Genomic DNA, 20,696 nt, shown 5'->3' on the forward strand with positions numbered 1-20,696 from the left:
TGATGGAGTTCAATTTTTTCCATTCCAAACTTGAAGGCGCCGACGCCGAAACGCCAGTGCTGGCAATTCCCGAGATCGGACTGAAGCTGACGGTCCGCATGGAGCCGGCGCAGAGCAACGGCGCAATGAGCATCATCGAAACGGAGAACGCGCCCGGGTTCGGGCCGCCGCTTCACCGTCATCCGGAAACGGAAATCTTCCGCGTGATCGAGGGCCGGTACCTCTACGAAATAGACGGCAAACGTTTTTACGCTGAAACAGGGGATGTCGTGACCATCCCGGGCGGCAGCGTCCACGCGTTCCGCAATGACGGCGACACACCGGCCAGGCAGTTCATCATCATCTGCCCGGCGCTCGACGCGTCCCGCTTCTTCGCAGGCCTTGCTGACGTCATGAAAGGAGGGCGGCCTGACACCGAGGTGCTCAACGCTTTCAGCCGCAAGTGGCAAGTCGAGTTTCTCGGTCCGCCGCTGAAATAAAACCGTCTTTTCTGTGCAAAAAGCAGAATGACCTGTGCGTAAACCTGTCCTTACGGCACTTGAACCACATTCCGCGATAACCTTCACGGGTGCAATGTGGTCGGTGGATGATCGCAGCCGGGCTCGTGGGCGACTTGTCCGTGTTGCGATTGCGTTTCGCCGGAAGTGGGTAGCAAAATGATTATCGGATTTACGATCGGCGCCATGGTCTATGGTGCGGTGACCCTCGTGATTCTGATCCGTTCGACATCCGGGTTTCTGGATGACTTCCAGAACACGCACATCCGTTTCCTCCGGATCTTTTGCGTGTCCGTGTTCTGGCCTTTGAGCCTGCCGGTCCTGGCTGTGCGAGGCCTGGGCGCTCGACTTGCCGCTATGCGGCAAACGCTCATCAGCCGGCGCAGCATCAATGCGTCGCGGCCGCTGCACCATCCAGCCTCATCGGCATGAACCGGAAATTGCGTCTTCTCCTCTGATTTTCCTACCCAATTCGGCCCCATGCCATATATTTGTGCAGGCTGAATTTTTCACCTAACTCCCTGCGACTAAAGCAGTTTATTTCTGACTTTTTTCTTCAAGTTTTTAATTGTTCTAAAAAAAATTTGACTAACTGTTCAAATTTTTGCCCAATACCCCCAGAGCTTCCTCGAAAGAAGGAGGCCAAACCGACATGTGATCGCCAACCTTCCGGAGATCGAAATGACCCAGACCAAAGCCGGCCCGGATATTGCCGCCGGACGCCTGCACCAGGATGCATACGCGGAGAACTTCAGCGACCTTCACCCGCTGCTGGAACCGCACGAAGCGCAGGTCGAAGCCGACCGGTGCTATTTCTGCTACGACGCGCCCTGCATGCAAGCCTGCCCGACAAGCATCGACATCCCCCAGTTCATCCGCCAGATTTCGACCGGAAATCCGGACGGCTCGGCCAAGACGATCTTCGAGCAGAACATCCTTGGCGGCATGTGCGCCCGCGTCTGTCCGACGGAAACGCTCTGCGAGCAGGTCTGCGTGCGCGAAGTCGCGGAAGGCAAGCCGGTCAAGATCGGGCAGCTCCAGCGCTACGCGACGGATCACTACATGTCCGGGCATGACGAAACACCGTTCACGCGAGCGGCTTCGACCGGCAAGAAAGTTGCCGTCGTGGGGGCCGGCCCGGCGGGTCTGTCCTGCGCGCACCGGCTTGCGGTTCATGGCCACGATGTCACGCTTTTCGATGCGCGCGACAAGGCCGGCGGGCTGAACGAGTACGGAATCGCGTCCTACAAATCAGTCGACAATTTTGCCGCACGCGAAGTGGAGTTCATTCTCACCATCGGCGGCATTGAGTTGAAAACCGGCATGCGCCTCGGCGAAAATCTCGACCTTGCCGAACTGCGGGCAACCCACGACGCCGTTTTCCTGGCAGTCGGTCTCGGCGGCGTCAATGCACTCGGCAAGGAGAACGAGAACCATGGCGGCGTTCTGAACGCGGTCGACTACATCTCCGACATCCGGCAGGCAGAAGAACTCGGCAAGCTGCCGGTCGGACGGCACATCGTGGTGATCGGCGGCGGCATGACGGCGGTCGATATTGCCGTTCAGAAGAAGCTTCTCGGCGCCGAGGACGTCACAATCGTCTACCGGCGTGGCCAGGATCGCATGAACGCCTCGAAGTTCGAGCAGGATCTCGCGCAGACGTCAGGTGTGAAGATCCTGACCAATGCCCAGCCGCATGCGCTTTCGGTCGAAGACGGACATATCAGTTCGATCGAGCTTGAGCGCACGACGACCGGCGCAGACGGGTCGCTCCAGGGAACCGGCGAGATCGTGTCGCTGCGCGCCGACATGGTGTTCAAGGCCGTGGGCCAGACGCTCGTCCATGACGACCTCGACGCCTCGCTTTCGCTTGAAAAGGGCCGGATCGTCGTCGATGTGGACCGCAAGACAAGCCTTGGCGATGTCTGGGCTGGCGGTGACTGCGTTCTGGGCGGTGAAGACCTCACGGTTACCGCCGTCGAAGACGGGAAAATCGCCGCGGAAAGCATCAACGCCGCCTTGAGCGCGTAAGCAGCGCGCCGCGTTTCGGATTTAGGGGAGAGGCAAAATGGCTGACCTTCGTACAGATTTCATCGGAATCAAATCGCCCAACCCGTTCTGGCTGGCCTCCGCGCCACCGACGGACAAGGAATACAACGTCGTCCGCGCCTTCAAGGCCGGCTGGGGTGGCGTCGTCTGGAAAACGCTCGGCGAAGACCCGGCCGTGGTCAATGTCAACGGCCCGCGCTACGGCGCCATTCACGGCAAGGACCGGCAGCTGATCGGCCTCAACAATATCGAGCTGATCACCGACCGTCCGCTGGAGGTCAACCTTCAGGAAATCAAGCGGGTCAAGCGCGACTGGCCGGACCGGGCCCTCGTGGTCTCGCTGATGGTGCCGTGCGAGGAACAGAACTGGATCGACATCCTCAGGCGTGTCGAAGAGACCGAAGCCGACGGCGTGGAACTCAATTTCGGCTGCCCGCACGGGATGAGCGAGCGCGGCATGGGCTCCGCTGTCGGCCAGGTACCCGAATACATTGAGATGGTAACGCGCTGGGTCAAGAAACACTCGCGCATGCCCTGCATCGTGAAGCTGACACCGAACATCACCGATGTGCGCAAGCCGGCACGCGCCGCCAAGGAAGGCGGGGCGGACGCGGTGTCGCTGATCAATACCATCAATTCGATCATGGGCGTCGATCTTGACGAGATGGCGCCGTCGCCGTCGGTCGACGGCAAGGGCGCGCATGGCGGCTATTGCGGCCCGGCGGTCAAGCCGATCGCCCTCAACATGGTTGCCGAGATCGCCCGCGACCCCGAAACGCACGGTCTGCCGATTTCCGGCATCGGCGGCGTGACAGAGTGGAAGGATGCGGCCGAATTCATGGCGCTCGGCGCCGGGTCGGTTCAGGTCTGCACAGCGGCCATGACCTACGGGTTCAAGGTCGTCGAAGACATGATCGAAGGTCTCAGCGACTGGATGGACCGGAAGGGCTACACCTCCGTCGACCAGTTCGTCGGCAGCGCGGTTCCGAATGTGTCGGACTGGCAGTATCTCAACCTGAACTACATCGCCAAGGCCAAGATCGACCAGGACCTCTGCATCAAATGCGGCCGCTGCCACATCGCCTGCGAGGACACCTCCCACCAGGCGATCACCAGCATGGTCAACGGCGAACGCCGCTTCGAGGTGATCGACGAGGAATGCGTCGGCTGCAACCTGTGCGTCAACGTCTGCCCGGTCGAGAACTGCATCACCATGGAACCGATGGCCGCAGGCAGCATCGACCCGCGCACCAAGAAGCCGGTCGAGAAGGACTACGCCAACTGGACGACGCACCCGAACAACCCGATGGCCGTCAAAGACGCGGCCGAGTGACCTTGTCCAAAAGAACCGGAGCGCAGGCAAATCCCTCGTTCGCCTGCGCTTTGTCGTTTGTAGCAAGATTGAAGTCTGACGATCAGCCCATTAGCCTAGTCTGCGAATAATCAGGGTGGGCCTTCATGAACGATTCCCGTGTTCTCCTCGCAGCCTCGATCGGCCTGTGCGCCGTCATCGGCATCTGGGGGGTCGCCGATCCGGCCAGCCTGCAGGCGATGGCCAAGGAGATCGTCGATCAGTATTTCATCAGCCGCGGCTGGTTCGTGATGCTGTCCGTGACGATCATGCTGCTCTTCTGTCTCGGTCTCACGGTAACGAAATTCGGTGACATCCGTCTTGGCGCCGATACCGACAGACCGGAATACTCGACGCCGACCTGGATCGCGATGCTGTTCGCCGCAGGCATGGGCGTCGGGCTGCTGTTCTGGGCCGTCGCGGAACCGCTCACGCACTTTTACCTCGCCAGCCAGGCCATCCCCGCACCGATCGCGGCGGAACAGGCGCTGCTGGCCTCGAATTTCAACTGGGGCATACATGCCTGGGCGATCTACGGCACGACCGCACTGACGATTGCCTATTTCAGCTTCCGGCGCGGTACGCCCATGCTGGTCAGCGCGCCGGTCAAGAACCTGTTTCCGGGTGAAACATGGGCAAGTGCAGTCGGCTGGTTCTCCGATTTCATGGCAATCGCGGCGATTGCCATCGGTGTCGGCGGATCGGTTGCCATGGGGGTTTTCCAGGTCGCCGACGGCGTCACGGTCCTATTTGGCGGTGGAGCGACACCCGCCTATCTGGTCTGGGGTGTTTTCCTTGTCATGATCGCGGCCTATATCCCGCCGCTGCTGGTCGATCTGGGCAGCGGCATGGCCAAGCTCTCCAACATCGCGATGGGCCTCGCGATCGCGCTTGTCGCCTACACGATCATTCTCGGGCCGTCCGAGTTTCTGCTCAATTCCGTCGTCAGCGGGATCGGAATGTATGTCGCCGAGGTGATCCCGCGCGGCCTGCAAACCTTCACGTTCTTCGGCGACGAGACGACGCAGTGGTTCCGGGACTGGACGCTGACCTACATGGTCTGGTGGATTGCATGGGGACCGTTTGTCGGGGTTTTCGTCGCCCGTATTTCAAAGGGCCGCACGATCCGCGAATTCGTGCTGGGGGTCCTGATCGGGCCGACCCTGTTTTCAACGATATGGTTCGGTGCCTTCGGCGGCGTCGGCCTCTATGAAACGCTCAACGGCCAGGGCGAACTGCTCGCGATGACCCAGACCAACGTCGAGCGCATGACCTTCGCGCTGCTCGACCGTTTGCCGTTCGCGACGATTACGACGCTTGCGACGATCGCCGCGGCGTTCCTGTTCATCGTCACGAGCGTGGTGAGCGCCGCCTTCGTGCTCGGCATGTTTTCAACCGGCGGCAATCCCGATCCGAGCGCGAAGGTCCGCGTCATCTGGGGCGGGCTTCTGGGGATTCTGGGGGCAGCCATGATCCTCTCCGGATCGATGAATGCGGTCAAAACGCTGATCGCGCTCGGCGCATTGCCGTTCGTTTTCATTACCGTGCTCCTGATGGTCTGCCTGACGAAGGCACTCCTGCAGGACAGCAAGAAGGAGCCAGACCATGCTGATCGGTGATCCCGTCGATACGTTTCTCAACCTTGGGACCTTCGCCTTCATCGGCGCCATGGTCTGGATCCTCATGCGCCGGCCTTCCGAGTGACCAACCGAAGGTCCTTCAAAGCCAGCCGGACAGGTCGGGGCGGGTCAGCATCAGCCAGACAATGGCAAGCACTGAAATAAAGGCCGGGAAACCGAAAGCGAACCAGACCCGGTAGAGCCGGTGATAGGCCGCGGGAAGTGCTTCCGCGTTCTGCGCGGCAAGGACGGCCAGATTGCGCATCCGCAACTGGATCAGGACAACGGGCAGCCAGAAGATACCGACAATCACATAAAGGCATAGCGACAACAGCACCCAGCCTTCCGTAAGCGGCCAGCCGGCCTCACGTGTCAGCAGGTATCCGGTGACGGGCTGCAGGATCGCAGCCGTCGCGGTGAACACCGTGTCGGCGAGCACGACGATACCGGCGACATGCGCGATCAGGGCCGGATTGCCGGAGCGGTTCGACATGACCATGAAAAAGGCGATGCCTGCACCCGTGCCGAGCAGAACGCAAGCCCCGAGCACGTGTGCGAACCGCAGCAATTCGTACCACATCAGCGCTCCTCCAGAACGAGGGAGACGACGAGTGCCAGCACGATGGCCGGCAGAACCTTGACGAAGACCCCGAGCGGGTCCAGCCAGAGATGCGGTGTCAGCACCGTCCCGGCGCCGAGGTATCCAAAGGACACCGCGATCATCCCGATGCACGCGGCCCTGGTCCACTTGCGGAAAAGCACGGTGATGCCGAGGATCAGATCGATGATCGAGCCGCCGATGACCGCCGTTGCCGCAAGCGCTGAAGAAACGCCCTGATCCGTCAGAACAGCTTTTGCGGCCCCCAGCGAAACAAGGCCGAATGCACCCGACAGGATCCAGAACAGCGACAAGCACCCGATCGCAAGCGGAAGCAACAGGTAGAGCCGAGCAAAACTGCGTTCCTGTGCCGTTGACGGCAGGTCCGCCAGCGTCTCGTCCAAGGGTCTGAGAGACGCACCGCCCAGATCCTTCCAGGCGGCAGGGTCTCCGGTAATGCCGCCCTGGAGCGACAGGAGCGCATTCGTCCTGAGCGGCGAACGCCAGCCCAGCCAACCAAGGGCATCCGCGGCCCTGCCCGCAAGCCTGAGCGACCAGTCCGGCAGTGCCAGCCGATACCGCCAGGCCGGATATCCAAGCCAGCTGCGAAAGGTCTGCGTCAACTCCGAAAAGGTCTGCGTTCCGTCCTCGGTGAGATCGGCAACGAACCGGCTGCCGAGCCCGCCATCCGATGCCTCGGCAACGGCCGCTGCCAGATCCTCGACACTGACGGTTTTGATCTCCGCTTGCGGCGCGATCATGGTCTGAACGAACGGAAAGGCCGCCGCCGCGCGCAGAAGGGCCGTGCCGCCATAGGCCTGCGCCCCGATTACCAGAACGGGCCGCAGGACAATCCAGTCCATGCCGGATGCCATCAGGACCGCATCGCCGCGCGCCTTGCTGCGGAAGAAGTCGGTGGGGGATTCTTCGGAAACACCGGCGGCCGAGATCTGGACGAACCGTGTGTCGCTGTCCTTCAGAGCCTCACAGATATTCCGGATCGCCGTTTCGTGGATGGCCGTCAGATTGTCGCGCGCACCATCCTGCAAGGCACCGGACGCATTGACGACAACGTCCGCATTCCGAAGAAGGGTTCTCCAGTCGCTTACGGAGACGTCGGCGATGTCCCTGAAGACCCAGTCGATGCCGGGCAAAACCTTTGCCGCCGCCGTTTTCGACCGGCCAACACCCGTGACGGAAAAGCCCCGGCGTTGCAGCGCCTTCGCGCAAGCCGCTCCGATGAAACCGTAGGCACCGAGTATAACAGCAGTCTTCTTCATCATCGGCATTGCCCCCACGGCGATGTGTGCATGATCATTCGGCTGCGCGCGTGATCCTGTATAAAGCAAAAAGGCCGCCCGGGCAGGCGGCCTTTTCGTCGCTGATGTCAGGTTTTCAAAACCGTCTCAGAGCTTGTCCGTCACCGCCGTGGACGTCGCTCCCTCCGGCTCCTTGGTGATGACCGGATCGGACCCGCCGGCAAGCAGCGACTTGACCGTGCGGTCATAGGCGCTCATGTCCAGCTTCCCGTCGGAGCCATCGACCAGCTTGATGATCTCACCGACCATGCGGATCTGGTGCTTTTCGGTCTGGGCACCCGTTGCGTCGTTTTCAAGGACGATTTCCGCAGCTTCTTCCGGATTATCAGCCGCGTAGGCCCAGCCTTTCATGGACGCGCGCACGAAACGGGCGAGCTTGTCGACCATCTCCGGATCTTCCAGGCTGTCTTCCAGAACGTAGAGACCGTCTTCCAGTGTCGCGACACCCTGGTCTTCATATTTGAAGACAACGAGCTCGTCCTCCGGAATGCCCGCGTCGATCACCTGCCAGAATTCGTTGTAGGTCATCGTCGAGATGCAGTCGGCCTGCTTCTGCAGGATCGGATCAACGTTGAAGCCCTGCTTCAGAACCGTCACGCCGCCATCGCTGCCATCGGTCGGAATGCCGAGCTGGCTCATCCAGGACAGGAACGGGTACTCGTTGCCGAAGAACCAGACACCGAGTGTCTTGCCCTTGAAGTCCTCCGGCGACGCAATGCCCGTGTCCTTGCGGCAGGTCAGCATCATGCCGGACTTCTTGAACGGCTGTGCGATGTTGACAAGCGGCACGCCCTTCTCGCGCGAGGCCAATGCCGACGGCATCCAGTCGATGATGACGTCGGCGCCACCGCCGGCGATCACCTGCGGCGGCGCAATGTCCGGTCCGCCCGGCTTGATGGTCACATCAAGCCCTTCCTCATCATAAAATCCCTTGTCTTTCGCGACGTAGTAACCCGCAAACTGGCCTTGAGTGACCCACTTAAGCTGCAAAGTCAGCTCGTCCGCGGCCTGGGCCGCACCTGAAATCAGGCCTGCTCCCAATGCAGATACAAGCGCAAGACTTTTCAACGTCTTCATTGCCATTCCCCTACTGGTTATGGATCCTGCTCATCCGGCCGGACCCTTCTCTGGTTATGTGCACCACTGCGAACCGCCTGGACGAACGGGTCCCAACCGTCGTCGCGGGCCGCAGCAAATTGGTCAAACCCGACCGTAGGGGCATTTTGCCTTCTCGACAATCGATCTGACCAAATGGTCAAGAAAATTTAGAAAGCTGCCGCACTGCTGGTCAAGGTTATTTTTTGGTCAAGCCCCATTTCCATGCAATTTTGCACGCCGGACGGTATGGCGCGGGGAATCACCCGCCACCCGGACACGCATGACTGCCCTTGCGATCAGGCAGAGGCGGCTGCATCCAGAACGCCCTGAGCTTCCTCCAGCAATGCTTCAATGCGCCCGAGCATTTCCTTGCGCTCGTTGCTGCCATCCGCGGAATAGTTGAGGTTCTTGAACAGGGATGTTTGCTCGGTGAAGAACTTGCGCACGGCGTCCTTGTCCTCGAACGCGAAGCCGGTGGTCGCGATCCTGTACACGAGATTGAACGTCTCCTGCTGGCGCGTCAGGGGCGCGGAGACATCGACGTCGTCGAACGCGTCCTGCTGGAGATAGACCATGTCGAGGAAGAGGGCTTTTTGCTGCAGCACGAAATCCTCGGTGGAAACGCCCTCCTCCCCGGTCACCTGCATCATGCGGGTGATCTCGTCTCCCCGGCGCAACAGGTCGATCATCTCCTCCACTCTCGGCACCCAGTCGGGACCGATGTTGTCTGCGTACCAGTCACCAAGCTGTGCGTGATAGCGGGACCAGGACAGAAGCGGATCGACCGCGGGGTAGAAGCGCTTGTAGGCCCGTTCCGACGAGAGCCCGAGGAAGGTCTTGACGGTGCCGAGGGTCGACTGGGTCACCGGCTCCTCGAAATTGCCGCCCGCAGGCGACACCGTGCCGATCATGGTCAGGCTGCCCGTATCGCCATTGGCCGTCTTCAGGACACCGGCCCGCTCATAGATGCCCTTGATCGAGGAATCGAGATAGGCGGGGAAGGCCTCCTCTCCCGGGATTTCCTCAAGGCGTCCCGAGGTCTCGCGCATTGCCTGGGCCCAGCGCGAGGTGCTGTCGGCGATCAGCAGGACGTCATATCCCATCTGACGGTAATACTCGCCGAGGGTGATGCCGGTATAGATCGACGCCTCGCGCGCCGCCACCGGCATGGACGAGGTGTTGCAGATGATGACGGTCCGGTCCATCAACGTGCCGTCGCCGGACGGGTCCGGCTGATGCGGAAACTCGGTAATGGTTTCGACCACCTCGCCCGCGCGTTCGCCGCAGGCAACGACGATGACAATGTTGACCGCGGAAAACCGCGAGATCAGCGACTGCAGAACCGTTTTTCCGGCACCGAAGGGGCCGGGGATGCAGCCCATCCCGCCGCGGGCGATGGGAAAGAACGTGTCGACGAGGCGCAATGTCGTGATCAGCGGTTCGCTCGGATAGAGACGTTCGCTTTGCCCGGCCTTGACCAGTCCTTCGGGAATCGCGCGCCGCACCGGCCAGTGCTGAACCATGGTGAGGTCCCGGGTTTCGCCACGGTCGTTTTTCAGCGTGACGACGATCTCGCTGATCGTGAACGTGCCTTCGCGAATGCGCTCGACCGACCAGTTTCCGCGCAGCGCAAACGGGACCATGACCCTGTGTTCGAAACGTCCTTCGGGGACGGTGCCGAGCGTGTCACCCGCCTTGACCGGGTCGCCGGACTTCACCGCCGGTTCGAAGGCCCACTTCCTGTTCTCGTCGAGCACGTTGGTCAGAACACCGCGCGGCAGGAAAAACCCGTGTTCGGCGGCGATATTTGCCAGCGGGTTCTGCAGGCCATCGAACACGGTGCTGAGCAGGCCGGGCCCCAGGGCCACGGACAGCATTTCGCCGCTCTGGATGACCTTGTCGCCAACCCTTACGCCCGCAGTGCTTTCAAAGACCTGTGCCTCGGCCGACTTGCCGCGCACGCGCAGCACTTCCGCCTTGAGATACTCGCGCGGTTTGCCGTCGCGTTCGGGACCATGCGGAATGATGTAGACCACTTCGTTCTTGATCAGCGGTGCATCCTCAAGCGGGGCAAGCGTCACCAGATCATCCTGAACGGCAATGATCTGGGCTGTGGGCTCCGGAAGCTGGACATGGCTTGTCATGAAGAGGCTCCCTCAAATGATGGCGTCTTGTCTGAAAGAAAATCGTTTTCCGCTGCAATCGGTGTTGGCGTTTCGGTTTCGCCGAGCGCTGCTGCAACCAGCGCCTGCAGCCGTGCCTTGGCATCCTCTTCGCCGTATCTGGACCAGCGTTCGACGATCACCCAGCGCAGCACATAAATCGCCACGGCTTCGAAATCGAATTCGTGCAGCGCGCCATAATGATCAAGCTGCCGGAACACCTGGGTCAATGTCAGGCGTTCAAGAGCGATGTGGTCCCCGGCCCGCATCAGCCGGTGCGCCTCCGCGATCCAGGGCATGAAGTGCCCAAGACCGAAGGACGGGTCGCTCCAGTTGGCCCTGATCCGGCCCGACCACCGGCCGTAGCCCCACGCGGCAACATCACCCGGCGTTTCCTGACCCGCGTGCCGCCGCCGCAGGGCTGCGATCAGCGTGCGGGTTTCCATGCGGGTGCCGACCAGGTGCTGAAGGTCCGGATAGTCCCTGAGATCGTCCATCACCTGTTTCGCGCGCGCGATGACCTCAAGGTCCGCGTCGTATTTGGCAACCCCCGCCCAGGCCGTGATTTCGACCAGTTCCTTCAGCAAACGCTCGTGCGCCTCCTCGAGCATCGAAAGACGTTGCTTCAACCGGAACTGTGAAATCGGCACTTCCTTCCGCGTGAAAAGTTCCCCCAGATGCGGCAGGCTGGTGACGAGCGAAATGTACTGGTGCGGGTGGGACATGACTACCTGAGCACCCCTTCCATCACCGCCCGCAGACGCGGCTGCAGATGGCGCTTCAACAAGGTGGCGATCGCCTCTTCGGTAAGATCGATCGAGACATTCCGGTCTGTCAGCTTCACCTTGATCCCGTCAAAGCCAGGGGCCGTGGAGAAGGTGACGCCGTCGCGCAAGGCCTCTCCGGCCAGGGCAATGACAAAATGCGTCAGGGTTCCGGGCTCGACCGCCTCCGGCGACTGCTTCAGTTCCTCGAATGTGACCACCTTCTCGGGAAGCACGATCTCCATGGGCTCGGTATCGACGACCGAGGCGTTGTCCTTCGCGTTGGCTGCCATTGCCAGGATGAGTTTCTCCAGGAACTGCTCGTCGCCGAGCGTTGTGCCAACAAGGCGTCCGGCTTCCTGCTGGATCCGGTCGCCCAGTTCATTCCTGAGGCTCAGGACCAGATCGCGCGCCGCGACCTTGAGGCCGTCTTCGGTCGCCGCCTTTTCCTTTGCCGCCTCCGCCCTGGCCTCGGCAAGCAGTGCGTCGGCGCGTTTCTGCGCTGCCGACACGATCTCGTCCGCCTTGGCCTTGGCCTTGGAGAGGATCTCGTCGCCTTCCGATTGTCCGGCGGAGACCCCTTCCGACTTCAGGCGGTCAATCAGGGCCTGAACACCGGCCCCGGCGGCATTTTCCAGATCTGCCGATCCGTTTTCCTTGGACATGACCGCCTCCTAACTCGGGATCGAGCCGGCCAGAACCAGCGCAAAGACCAGTGCGAAAACCGAGAAGCCCTCCAGCACTGCCGCCGGCGCCAGCGATATGCCGAAGATCTCCGGCTTCGCCTTGGACGCGTGGATTGCCGATGCAAGAACCTCGCCCTGGCGAATGCCCGTGATCATCATCGTGAAACCCGACAGCACGCCGATCCCGAACAGCGCCGCTCCGTTCGCCGCGTCCACGCTCGACTGTTGCAAGGAGAACATGATGACGATGCCGTAGATCACCTGCGACGACGGCATGAGCGAGACGCCGATGAACCGGCCGTAGCCGCCGTCGCTGTCAAGCATGGCGCCGATCGCGGCGCTGCCGCCGAGCGCGCACCCCCAGGCGCTGCCGATCGCGCCGAGCGCCACCGGCGCGTAAAGTCCAAACCAACCGAGAGCCACAACGAATTCGTTCACAGGCGTGTCTCCTCTTTCTTGAAAGACCGGAAGGGCTTGCCTTCGTCTTTCAGACCCCAATTGAAAAACTCAATGACATTCAGGCGCAATCCGTGGACGCAGCCCGCGATCAGGCCAAGCCCGATATTGATGGCGTGGCCGATGGCCAGAACCAGGATGGCGATCAGAATGCCGACCCCCGGCACGGCCTGGTTCAGCTGCCCGGACAGCGAATTTATGGTTTCCGCCAGCGACGCGGCCGCCAGGCCCAGTGCAAACAGGCGCATGTAGCTGAGGACGTCGGAAAAGATGTTCACGATGCGCGCCAGCGCCGCCAGGCCGTCAAAGAGCCGCAAGCCGCCGGCCTTGACCGAATCCACCTTGCGGTCGCTGCCGAAGAAACCGACCATGAGCAATCCGGCAACGACGGCGGCCGGGCCCAGTTTGGCCAGGATCGTCGCCTGCCCCAGGAATGTGCCAAGCCCGCCCAGCGCAACGAGGCACCAGCCCAGGGGCTGGAACCGCCCGCTCGGCGTCGTTTCGTGGACCGCGCGCATCAGATTGGCGAGGACGATGTGGACCACACCGATCGTCAGCGTGATCTTCATCATCGTGTCGACATCCTTCAGGTTCATGACCTTGAGGTGGCCGAGAAAACTGTCCGGTGGTGGCGCAATGCCGAAATAGCTGCCGGTTGCGACACCGAAGGCCGTCGTGGAGATCATGAGCCAGGCGGACATGCGGAACAGCCGCTGCCCGAGCGGAGATCCGGTGAAGCGCCGGCGGAACAGGAAGAGCAGAAGCAGCAGCAGCAGCCCGTAACCGGCATCGGTCATGATCATGCCGAAGAACAGGATGAAGGACACGTAGACGATGGCGGACGGATCCCAGTCCCGGTATCCGGGGGTCTGGTAGAACTCGACCAGGTCTTCGCCGCCTTCCATCGGCCGCGCGTTTTCCAGTAGGGTCGGAGGCTTGTCCTCTTCGGACACCTCGTCAAAAAGGACGGCGAGACCGAGTTTGTCCGCAAGATGCTGAATCTCGTCCTTCTGGTCGTTTCGCGCCCAGGCCTGCATCACGAAAAGCCGCTCGCTGTCCGCGGTCTCCAGCGCCGCGCGCCGGCGGCGCGACTGGTCGCGCGCGGCGGCCAGGTTCCGGGCCAGCAGGAAACGCCATTTCGTCAGGAGCTGCCGTTGAAGCTCCAGTTCCTCAAGCTCGACGGCGGCCTGTTCGTACCGGCGTCTGAGTTGCGAGAGCGACAGCGCGCCGACATGAACCCGCGCCACCGGCATGGCGCCGGCCGGCGGTTCCTCCGGAGACAAGAGGACGACATAGGCCCGGTACTTGTCCCGGTGCACGATTTCCATGATCTTGTCTGCCGGATCGACCTGTTTCAGCTTGCCTGACGGCACGACGTAGAACCAAAGCCTGTAGTCGCCGATTTCCGCCAGCTCGGAAAAGCTGAACTCACCCCAGGGTTCGACATCCCGGATCCGGCGGTCCAGCTGTTCGAGACGGTCCCGGCACGCCTTCAGCGCTTTCCGATTGGACAAGGTTTGCGCGACCACCGTTTCCAGATCGAAATCATCGGGTTCGGTCACGGGGCGCCGCTGAACGGGGCACTCCACGAGCCAGCGCAAGGCTTCGACGGATTCGCGGCCGAGCCCGGCAGGAACCGCCTCAAGCTCCTTTTGCGCCGAACTCAACGGGATCAGGTGAAGCATGCCGAACGACTGGGCCGCTTCCAACACGTCATCCTTGTCGTCCAGGATGCCGACCAGACTGACCTTTGTGAGCGGAACGATGGTCACAGCTCAGCCATCCTTTCCTCGGCGCTCCTGGCCGCTGTCTTGCGTTTGGATATCTTGGCGCGCACAACCGCGTCGCGCTCCGCGTCGGCAAGCGCCATGCGGATCTTCTTGATGTTCCGCTCGGCCCGCGGGATGAGAACCTTCTCGAACAGATTGACCCTTCTGGAGATCACCGCCTCGGCCTCGACGAGCTTCGCGATGCGCTCGCGCGCGACGTCCCGTTCGAGGTTCAGGCGCAGGAGATCGCGCATGCCCTCGACATAGGGATCGACCCAGTGCGGGCGCGCGAGAAGCGAGTAGGGCTTCGTCTCGACATCGATGTCGTCAAGGACCGGCAGGATGGTTCCCGACAGGTTCTGCTCGCTGCGCACGGCCTGTTTCAACGTCACCAGCCCTTCAAGCGGAACATGATTGTTTGCGATCATCGGCAAGGACGCCGCCAGATCCGTGAACCGCTGCTCGTAGTCGCGCTCGAGCCGGGCAAGGGTCTCCTTCGCCTTGGCGCGCTCTGCCATGATCTGCAGGCGCTTCAGTTCCAGGGACGGCAGGAAACGCCGGTATTCGGCAAGTTGTGTGCTCTCCCGGGCGAGCGAGGACTTGTTCAGCGCGAGACGGGCCATCAGGCGACTGCCTCGTCATCGGTGCCGACAGTCTGTGAGGTCTCTTTCGGGAAATACTTGTCGATCAGCCCCTGTTTCATGAGGAGCTGCTCCGGGTCAAAGCACTCGGCAAGCGTCTGCCAGCACAGGTCCAGGGCTTCTTCGAGCGGCCTGGACACCTCGATATCCATGAACCGCTTGCGGAAGAGCGCGCCGAACTTGAGCAACTGGTGGTCATAGTCCGAAAGCTCGAAGGCCATGGACTGCTTCTGTTCGGCATCGCGGGCACCGGAATAGAACCGGATCATCGTGTTCATGATCTGATTGTGATCTTCGCGGGTGACCTTGCCGATCACGTGCTGTTTCAGGCGGGACAGCGAGCCGAAGGGATCGATGACACCGCTGTGGAGATAGAATTGTCCTTCGGTGATATAACCGGTGTTGTCCGGCACGGGATGCGTGACGTCGTTACCTGGCATGGTCGTCACCGTGAGGATGGTCACGGACCCCGACCCCTTGAAGTCGCACGCCTTTTCGTAACGCCGTGCAAGCTGGGAGTAGAGATCTCCCGGATATCCCCTGTTCGCGGGCACCCGCTCCATGGCGATCGACACTTCCTTCATGGCATCGGCAAAGGCGGTCATGTCCGTCAGAAGCACAAGCACGCGCTTGCCTTCCTCAACGGCGAATTTTTCGGCGACCGCAAGTGCCATGTCGGGAACCTGCAGCCGTTCCACGACGGGATCGGATGCCTGGTTGATGAACATCACCGTGCGCGGAAACACACCGGCGTCCTCGAACTGTTTCCTGAAAAACGCGTAGTCATCGAAAATCAGTCCAAGACCGCCGAAGACGACGATATCTGCGTCCGCCTGGATGCCGATCCGTGCCAGAAACGGGTTGTACGGCTCGCCGGACACGGAGAAGATCGGAATTTTCTGGCTTTCGACCAGGCAATTGAAGATATCGATCATCGGCACATCGGTCCGGATCATGCGCGATGCAAGGACACGTTTCATGGGATTGGCGGAGGGTCCGCCGATGGGCACGGTCGGGTCGCTTGACAGGTCCGGGCCCTGGTCGATCGGATGGCCCGCGCCGTCAAACACGCGGCCCAGGATATTGTCGGAATAGGTGACCTTGGCGGCTTCTCCGAGAAAACGGACGGACGCGTTGTTGGCCAGGCCCTTTGTGCCGGAATTGACCTGCAGCGACACCATGTCGGATTCGATGTTGATCACCTGGGCCAGCGATGATGCGCCCTCGCCTGTTTCCACCAGCGCGAGATCTCCCAGACACGGCCGCCCTTCCGACTCGGATCCGGATGCCGAAACCTGTATCCGGATGATGTCGCCTACAATGTCGACAATGCGGGTATGAGAGACGAGCATTGATACTCCCCCGGGGATGAAAGGCGTTAAAACTCAATCCTTAAGTGAGCGGTCCGGAAACAGTTCAGACCCCACCCTGGAGCGATATCTTAGGCACCATTGCAGTTTCGACACAACCTGGGGCACCAAAACCATATGCTTCAGACATCAACTTGAACGAAGTTAACCGGGAAACGACGACGCGTGTATGACCTGGATCATTTCCGGCACATGCCTGATCGCGCAGACAGTGTCCAATTTTGCGCCTATCCCGTTTTGCCCCACCCCGCTGCGCGATCCCGGACACCGCCGCGTTCCATGCAACACGGAGGCGATTGCCGCAACCGGCGCTCGCGACGCCCACCCGGCAGAATGCCGTCGATGCAAAAGTTCAAACACGAAGCCTGCGCAGAATAACAGATGTATTCGCGCCCGCCGCGCCAAAACAATAGGCAATTTTCCAGGAACAGATACAACCTGGTATACAATTATTGGTTATAACTTCCCATACGTAACTCTAGAACTGAATCAATGCATTCATTAAAACCTGATTTGCATAAACCTGGGCATGTAATTCACTTTTCTATTTCTTTTTTTGTTAAATTAATGTTCTGTTAACTTGCTGCTAGAGAAAAAAAACAGTTTTGCTCGAATCCGGATGCCGTCGGGATTCTTGCTATCGATGCGTGTGTGGAGAGCGAATTGACGGACCAAGCAAACGACCACAGCCTGGAACTTACCCCGCCGCCAACCTCGACAGACCGCAAGATTTCAAGCGCGTACCGCGCGCGAACGGGTCAGTCGTCCGGTGACCCGGACGACAAAAAAGCTGTTGTGCGAAGCGACCTTGGCACGATCCTGCTTCACTGGACGCTTGTCGTTGCGATCGTGACCAGTCTCGTGACCGGACTGAGATTGTCTGCAGATGCAGAGGGGGCCTGGTTCTCCAAGTTGTTCGAGCCGATCCTGCCCCAGGGCGAGATCTGGACATGGCACTATCTGTCGGCGGTGTTCGTACTGGCGCTGATCTTTGCCTATGCGGCCTACATGTCGGCGGCGCGGCTGAAGCGGCGCATCTCATCCAAGAAGGTCGTCGTCCTGTCCCTGCCGGCGAGCAACAAACTGCGCATCGCGGCTGTCAACGTCATCGCGTACTGGATCCTGTTCGCTGCCGTGCTCACGCTGACCGCGACGGGTGTTCTCCTTTATCTCGGACACGGCGGCCTGTGGGTGACCGTGCATTACATTTCCGCACTGACCGTCATGGGCTACATCGTGGCACATGTTGTCCTGCACTATTTCTATGGCGGCCTCGCTCAACTTCTGCGCCTGTTCAGGCCGCAACCTCTCAGATACTTCCCCGGTATGGGACGTCATCCGCTGCTGAAATCGCTGGCGCTCGGGGCCGTGGTGATCGCCGCCGCCGTTGCGCTCGACCTCGGCACCCGCGGGGATCTTTATGTCACGCAGGCATCGGCGCTGCCGAAACTCGACGGCGTGCTCGATGATGCCGCGTGGCAGGACGCGCGGCCGGTCTTCGTCCGCACGCATCAGGGCGCCGGGCTGGAAGGTACGGGCGAGTCCACGGTCGAGGTTCGCGCGGCACAGATCGGCGACAAGATTGCCTTTGCGTTTCGCTGGGAAGATGCCAACCGGTCGCTGAAAAGACATCCGCTCGTCAAGGAAGAGGACGGCTGGCGGATGCTCAACAACCGGGCCGACATTTCCGACGAGACGGCCTATTACGAAGACAAGTTCTCGGTCGCCTTTTCGAAAACGGACGCGTTTGGCGGCGGCGATTCCACGCACATGGGACCCAAGCCCCTGGGCGACAAGCCGGCTTCCCTGCACAAACGCGGCCTGCACTACACGACCGACGGCAGTCTCATCGATGTCTGGCAGTGGAAGGCCGCGCGCGGCGGCATGCTGGGCAAGGTCGACGACATGTGGTTCGGCACACCGATCGAGCCGAACGAAGCCCAGGTCGCCGGCAAGAAGCGCTACAGCGCCGGGTACGGCGCGGACGAGGGCAAGTCTTTCTACGTTTACAACTACAAGAAACAGCCGGGATCCAACTACAAGGGCACGGTGGATGTCCTGCGCCTGCCTGCCGACTACGTCGAGACGGCAAAGTTGATGGGACATCTCGACCTGTCGATCGAAGCAACGGACGACGAAGGGTCGCAGTGGTGGATGTTCGATGCCGAGAGCGTTCCCTACTCGGAGGACATAGACGCTGATATCCCGATCGGCACCGTCATTCCCGGCGTGCTGATCACGGGCGAATATCTGGGCAGCCGTGCCGATCTCGACGGCGGCGCCAAATGGCAGGACGGCTTCTGGACGCTTGAAGTGATCAGGGACATGGACACGGGAAACCACCAGGATCTGCCCATGGAAGACGGTCTTTTCGTCTGGCTCTCCGTGTTCGATCACAATCAGACCCGGCACACGCGCCATTCCCGGCCGGTGCGCCTGACATTCAACTGACAAAGCAACGCACCAGCACGGACACACCTCATGTCGAAAAGCACCTGCACCGTTACGATCAACGGAAAGAAGATAAAGGCGAATGTCGGTGACACACTGATTGACGCGGGCCTCGGCGGGCGGCTGGTCCTGCCGCATGACTGCTGTTCGGGACAATGCGAGACCTGTCGCGTGCGCGTGCTCAACGGAAATGTCGATGCCTTCGGGACGGAAGAAAAAAGTACCGTTCTGGGATGTCTCGCCGTTCTGGAAGGTGACGCGGAGATTTCGTATGACCCGGTGCCCATCGTGAAGACGGTGAAAGGCACGGTCGCGAGCATCCGCACGATCAAGGACGACTATCTGGAGGTCCGGGTCAAGACGGTCAGGCCAGTCACCTGGTTGCCCGGGCAATACCTTCGGGCGACGTTTTCCGGCTACCCGGCACGGGATTACAGCCCGACCACGCCGCTCAACCTCGATGCGGAAGAGGACGTGGTCGTCTTTCACATCAAGGTGTATCCCAACAGCATCGTGTCCTCGAAACTCGGAACGGAGATCGCGCCGGGGCACAAGGTCAAGCTGCGCGGCCCGTTCGGCAACGGGTTTTTGCGGCGCCAGCCGGAACCGATGGTGCTGACATCGACCGGAACCGGCTTCGCCCCGATCTGGGCGATCGCAGTGGCCGCCATCCTCGGTCAGCCGGACCGGGACCTGAGACTGATCGTCGGTTCCAGGACACGGGACGGCCTTTACATGCGCGATGCCGTCCGCTGGCTTCGCAACCGCGGTGTTTCCGTGACGCTGACGGCAAGCGATGGAGACGGCGACACCGTCATGGCGAGCCGGCCCTACGAGTTGCTCGGGGAGCTGACATCGGACCACGTGATCTATTCCGCTGGTGCCCCCTCCCATGTCGAAGCGACACGGGACATCGCCCGGCAGGCCGGCGCGACGTTTTATGCGGACCCGTTCTTCGTGGCGGAGGAAAGCAGCAATCTGAAGCTGCTTGCGTCGTCCCTGCTTCGCAAGGCAAAGACACCTTTCGCCACCGCCACTGCCGGATAGGTAGTGGGGAAGCGTATAAAGTTCGCGAGGAGCACAAGACTTCGCGAAGCGTTGGGCTGGCATCCAGCTGTCTTCAAAAATTACGACGACTTAGACAGAAATCGACAATCTGTCCAAGTTGTTGCAACACGAGCTTCACCTCGTCCCGAAATGAGTTTGCGGATTTCGAATCGAGCCGGAAAGTCAGGCTTTTTAGATCGCGCTACATTCGCTGAGCAAGGGCTATTTTCAGCCCGGAGGAGACGCTCGCGATTCACTTGGTATCGCGCAAAAGTGCCCTGCCGAATTGTGCAAAGAGAGCGACAAAAACACCGACGCCTGTGAAGATGTAAACGACGGTGAATAGCTTACCTGCTTCGGTTTGGGGCGTCAGATCACCGTACCCCACCGTTGAGAGTGTTGCGGCGCAGAAGTAAAGCGCGTCGATCCAATGCCAACCTTCCACGCTGCTGTAGAACACAGTGCCCGAGACCAGCATGAGAACGCACAAAACAAAGCCTCCCTTGAAATGCGGGTCTTCCCAGGATCGCACGATCGCTTTGAAAAGCCGAAGGGCGTTCAGGAAAAAGGCAAGCATTTCATGGTCTCCCGGTAAGTCTGCTATCCAGACGTTCGGCCTGCAGCCATTAGATTGTCAATGACCCATTATTGCGAGCAAGTACCGATGTGGCTCGGCAGCGATGCTCGCTGCCACCGCATCGGCAGAAGGCACATTGATGAATTTACGCAATTGCGTGGGTGAAGAAACGACTTTTAGTCTCGCTACGGAAGGACGAATTCGGCAAGTCTCCGCTGCTTGCCGCGACCGGAGCGGGAGGT

General features: G+C 60.7%; 18 protein-coding genes. 7 read left to right on the forward strand and 11 right to left on the reverse strand.

The genetic code is table 11. From position 1 onward, the window contains the following. The first annotated feature begins 2 nt into the window (after positions 1-2). The 5 genes from ACO08A_RS08835 to ACO08A_RS08855 all read left to right on the forward strand — a co-directional run bounded on the left by ACO08A_RS08835 (position 3) and on the right by ACO08A_RS08855 (position 5,516). Positions 3-479 (forward strand): cupin domain-containing protein, encoded by a 477-nt coding sequence (locus ACO08A_RS08835; protein WP_422040750.1) that lies wholly within the window; start codon positions 3-5, stop codon positions 477-479. Between the two features lie 177 nt (positions 480-656). After that, complete coding sequence (locus ACO08A_RS08840) at positions 657-929, forward strand: hypothetical protein (RefSeq protein ID WP_422040751.1); 273 nt, start codon at positions 657-659, stop codon at positions 927-929. A gap of 249 nt (positions 930-1,178) precedes the next feature. Next, complete coding sequence (locus ACO08A_RS08845; protein WP_422040752.1) at positions 1,179-2,528, forward strand: NAD(P)-dependent oxidoreductase; 1,350 nt, start codon at positions 1,179-1,181, stop codon at positions 2,526-2,528. 37 nt (positions 2,529-2,565) lie between these two features. Beyond that, positions 2,566-3,879: an NAD-dependent dihydropyrimidine dehydrogenase subunit PreA gene (gene preA, locus ACO08A_RS08850; protein ID WP_422040753.1), complete on the forward strand. Its 1,314-nt coding sequence runs from the start codon at positions 2,566-2,568 to the stop codon at positions 3,877-3,879. Positions 3,880-4,004: 125 nt separating this feature from the next. Further along, positions 4,005-5,516 (forward strand): BCCT family transporter, encoded by a 1,512-nt coding sequence (locus ACO08A_RS08855; protein WP_422040754.1) that lies wholly within the window; start codon positions 4,005-4,007, stop codon positions 5,514-5,516. Between the two features lie 100 nt (positions 5,517-5,616). On the opposite strand, the gene ACO08A_RS08860 is transcribed toward ACO08A_RS08855, so the two are convergent. The 10 genes from ACO08A_RS08860 to ACO08A_RS08905 form a co-directional block, all read right to left on the reverse strand. After that, complete coding sequence (locus ACO08A_RS08860) at positions 5,617-6,096, reverse strand: DUF2269 family protein (protein WP_422040755.1); 480 nt, start codon at positions 6,094-6,096, stop codon at positions 5,617-5,619. Then, a complete protein-coding gene (locus ACO08A_RS08865; protein ID WP_422040756.1) occupies positions 6,096-7,397 on the reverse strand; it encodes an SDR family oxidoreductase in 1,302 nt (433 codons plus the stop codon). The genes ACO08A_RS08860 and ACO08A_RS08865 overlap by 1 nt, the downstream gene beginning before the upstream one ends. 123 nt (positions 7,398-7,520) lie before the next feature. Next, complete coding sequence (locus tag ACO08A_RS08870) at positions 7,521-8,510, reverse strand: ABC transporter substrate-binding protein (protein WP_422040757.1); 990 nt, start codon at positions 8,508-8,510, stop codon at positions 7,521-7,523. 317 nt (positions 8,511-8,827) lie between these two features. Continuing rightward, on the reverse strand, positions 8,828-10,675 hold the full coding sequence (locus tag ACO08A_RS08875) for a V-type ATP synthase subunit A (RefSeq protein WP_422040758.1): 1,848 nt from the start codon (positions 10,673-10,675) through the stop codon (positions 8,828-8,830). Further along, positions 10,672-11,418 (reverse strand): hypothetical protein, encoded by a 747-nt coding sequence (locus tag ACO08A_RS08880; protein WP_422040759.1) that lies wholly within the window; start codon positions 11,416-11,418, stop codon positions 10,672-10,674. The genes ACO08A_RS08875 and ACO08A_RS08880 overlap by 4 nt, the downstream gene beginning before the upstream one ends. Positions 11,419-11,420: 2 nt before the next feature. After that, positions 11,421-12,122: a hypothetical protein gene (locus ACO08A_RS08885; RefSeq protein ID WP_422040760.1), complete on the reverse strand. Its 702-nt coding sequence runs from the start codon at positions 12,120-12,122 to the stop codon at positions 11,421-11,423. 9 nt (positions 12,123-12,131) lie between these two features. Beyond that, positions 12,132-12,581, reverse strand: coding sequence for an ATP synthase subunit C (locus tag ACO08A_RS08890; protein ID WP_306142732.1), 450 nt, complete (start codon positions 12,579-12,581; stop codon positions 12,132-12,134). Continuing rightward, positions 12,578-14,371, reverse strand: coding sequence for a V-type ATP synthase subunit I (locus ACO08A_RS08895; protein WP_422040761.1), 1,794 nt, complete (start codon positions 14,369-14,371; stop codon positions 12,578-12,580). The genes ACO08A_RS08890 and ACO08A_RS08895 overlap by 4 nt, the downstream gene beginning before the upstream one ends. Further along, entirely contained in the window at positions 14,368-14,991 is a 624-nt protein-coding gene (locus ACO08A_RS08900) for a V-type ATP synthase subunit D (RefSeq protein ID WP_422040762.1), read from the reverse strand. The genes ACO08A_RS08895 and ACO08A_RS08900 overlap by 4 nt, the downstream gene beginning before the upstream one ends. Continuing rightward, on the reverse strand, positions 14,991-16,361 hold the full coding sequence (locus ACO08A_RS08905; RefSeq protein ID WP_422040763.1) for a V-type ATP synthase subunit B: 1,371 nt from the start codon (positions 16,359-16,361) through the stop codon (positions 14,991-14,993). Before ACO08A_RS08905 ends, ACO08A_RS08900 begins: the two co-directional genes overlap by 1 nt. Positions 16,362-17,042: 681 nt before the next feature. On the opposite strand from ACO08A_RS08905, the gene ACO08A_RS08910 reads away from it, so the two are divergent. Together ACO08A_RS08910 and ACO08A_RS08915 are read left to right on the forward strand one after the other, a co-directional pair. Next, entirely contained in the window at positions 17,043-18,830 is a 1,788-nt protein-coding gene (locus ACO08A_RS08910) for an ethylbenzene dehydrogenase-related protein (RefSeq protein WP_422040764.1), read from the forward strand. A gap of 30 nt (positions 18,831-18,860) precedes the next feature. Further along, positions 18,861-19,877, forward strand: a complete 1,017-nt coding sequence (locus tag ACO08A_RS08915) for a 2Fe-2S iron-sulfur cluster-binding protein (RefSeq protein ID WP_422040765.1) — start codon at positions 18,861-18,863, stop codon at positions 19,875-19,877. 253 nt (positions 19,878-20,130) lie between these two features. Here the strand turns inward: ACO08A_RS08915 and ACO08A_RS08920 are convergent, their stop codons facing one another. Further along, positions 20,131-20,454 (reverse strand): potassium channel family protein, encoded by a 324-nt coding sequence (locus ACO08A_RS08920; protein ID WP_422040766.1) that lies wholly within the window; start codon positions 20,452-20,454, stop codon positions 20,131-20,133. Positions 20,455-20,696 lie beyond the last annotated feature (242 nt).

Origin of the sequence: Roseibium sp., assembly GCF_965232425.1 — a bacterium.
Lineage (GTDB): Bacteria > Pseudomonadota > Alphaproteobacteria > Rhizobiales > Stappiaceae > Roseibium.